The following is a 2,558-nucleotide window of genomic DNA, read 5'->3' on the forward strand; positions in this document are numbered from 1 at the left end:
GGACGAGCTGTGCGAACGATGGGGGATTCGCCAGGTACCGCTGCACATCTTGCTCGACGGCCTCGATCTGCGGGACGGGGTGGATGAGATTCCCCGCGACATCCACGAGCATGGTAAGGCCACGACGGCGGCGGCGACTCCGGCCGAGCTGTGCAACGCTTATCAGCGGGCACTTGCTGACAGCGGTGATGATGGGGTTGTGGCGGTGCATCTTTCGGCGGCGCTATCGGGAACCGTGGCTGCTGCCGAGGCGACAGCAACCGAGCTTGGCCCGTCGGTGCGGGTCATCGACTCCAAGTCGACTGCGATGAATACCGGTTTCGTCACACTGGCCGCCGCCCGGGCAGCAGCCGACGGTGCCGACCTGGACACCGTCGCGGAGGCGGCGAGGGCAGCGGTGGCGCGCAATCACGGGTTCATCGTCGTGCACCGGCTGGATAACCTCCGCCGCAGCGGGCGTATCGGCGGTGCCGCGGCGTGGCTGGGCACCGCGCTGGCGCTCAAGCCGGTGCTGCGCATCGACGACGGCAAACTTGTTCTGGCACAACGGGTTCGCACTGCAAGCAAGGCGTTGGCGGCGATGATCGACCGGGTCTGCGATGTCGTCGGCGACAGCGCGGCAGCGCTCGCGGTGCACCACGTCGCCAACCCTGCCGGAGCCGCTGACGTGGCCGCCGCACTCGCCGAACGCCTGCCGGCGTGCAAGCCGGCGATCATCACCGATCTGGGGCCGGTTCTCGCGTTGCACGTCGGCGCCGGCGCTCTCGCCGTGTGCGTCGACGTCGGCAGCGACTAGCGCTGCGCGGACACCGCTAGCGGCGCAGTGTCTTCGGTCTGCGGCGCACGCGGCGGCCGCGCGTTATCACCGCGCGGGTGCACAACCTGCGGCCACCAGAACCAGCGGCCCAGCAGCGTGGCGATCGAGGGCATGAACAGCGTGCGCACGACCAGCGTGTCCATCAACAGACCGATACAGACCGTCGAACCGAACTGACCGAGCACCCGCAGATCGCTGCCGAGCATCGCGGCCATGGTGAAGGCGAAGACCAGACCTGCGGCGGTCACCACTCCACCACTGCCGGCCATCGCGCGGATGTAGCCAGTCTTCAGTCCGGCGTGGATCTCCTCCTTGAATCGGGAGACCAGCAGCAAGTTGTAGTCGGATCCGACGGCCAACAAGATGATGACCGACAGTGCCGCCACCACCCAGTGGATGTGGTGACCGAAAAGATCTTGCCACACCAGCACGGACAGCCCGAATGCCGCGGCGATCGAGCTGGCCGCCGTACCCACGATCACCAGCGCGGCAACCAGGCTACGGGTAAGCAGCAGCATGATCATGAAGATCAGGGTGAGCGCCGACAGCACAGCGATCATCAGGTCAAATTTCTCGCCGTCGTGCATGTCCTTGTAGGTGGCGGCGGTGCCCCCGAGGTAGACCTTGGCGTTCGACAACGATGATTGCTTCAGTCCCTCCTGCGCGGCTGTGCGCTCCACATCCACCCGCGAAATCCCTTCCGGTGTGGCCGGATCGCCCTGATGCGTGACGAAAAAGCGCGCCGACTTGCCGTCCGGTGACAAGAACATGCGCAATCCCGTTTGGAAGTCGGGGTTACCGAAAGCTTCCGGAGGCAGATAGAAGAAGTCGTCGTTCTTGGAGTTGTCGAAGCTTTGGCCCATGACGATCGCGGTATCGCTCATGGACTCCATCTGGTTGATCATCGCCTGGAAGGTGCTGTGCATGGTCAGCGTCAGTGCATGGGTGGTCTTCATGCTTTGGATCTGCGGCGGCAAGATCGCAGCCATTTCGTGGGTGAGGGCGTCCATCACCGTGATGTCTTTAGCCAGACCGTGCAGTTTTTCGTCTAGTTCGTCGATCCCGTCCAATGCGTCGAACAGCGACCTGAACGACCAGCAGATCGGGATGTCGTAGCAGTGCTTCTCCCAGTAGAAGTAACTGCGGATCGGTCGCCAAAAATCGTCGAAATCGGCGATGTGGTCCCGCAATTCGTCGGTGACGGCGACCATTTCGTTCGTCAGGCGGGCCGTGTCGTGAGTCGTGTTGGCCAGCTGAGTGGTAATGCCGTACATCCGCTCCAAGTAGTTGATCGTGATCTGCATCTCGTCGGCCATCTTGAGGATGTCGGCCATTCGGTCTTTCAGAAAAGCCATGTTCTGCATCAGCATCTGGCTTTGCATGCTGTTCTGGAACGGTATCGAGCTGTGCTGGATCGGAATGCCCAACGGGCGGGTGATGTCCTGGATCATCGCGATGCCCACGACGCGGATGACGTTTTTGGCCACCCTGTCCAACACCAGCATGTCGGCCGGATTGCGCATATCGTGGTCGGCCTCGACCATCAACAGGTCGGGGTTCATCCTGGCCTGAGAGAAATGCCGGTCCGCGGCGGCATATCCAATATTGACCGGGGCGTGGTCGGGCAGGTAGTAGCGATCGTTGTAACCCGGCTTGAATCCGGGCAGCGCGATCATGCCGATCAGCACCACGACGGCGCTGGCAGCAAGAATCGGCGCCGGCCAGCGCACGACGGCGGTGC

2 protein-coding genes are annotated in these 2,558 nt (G+C 63.2%); one reads left to right on the forward strand and one right to left on the reverse strand.

Annotated elements, in window-relative coordinates; all coding sequences use genetic code 11:
- Positions 1 to 7 precede the first annotated feature (7 nt).
- Entirely contained in the window at positions 8 to 796 is a 789-nt protein-coding gene (locus tag VFA16_RS20930; RefSeq protein ID WP_324969670.1) for a DegV family protein, read from the forward strand.
- Here the strand turns inward: VFA16_RS20930 and VFA16_RS20935 are convergent.
- Positions 793 to 2,558: MMPL family transporter (locus tag VFA16_RS20935; protein ID WP_324969669.1), on the reverse strand; the 1,766-nt coding region annotated here is incomplete at its 5' end. The genes VFA16_RS20930 and VFA16_RS20935 overlap by 4 nt on opposite strands.

The sequence above is a fragment of the Mycobacterium sp. genome, from assembly GCF_035653355.1.
Classification (GTDB): Bacteria; Actinomycetota; Actinomycetes; order Mycobacteriales; family Mycobacteriaceae; genus Mycobacterium.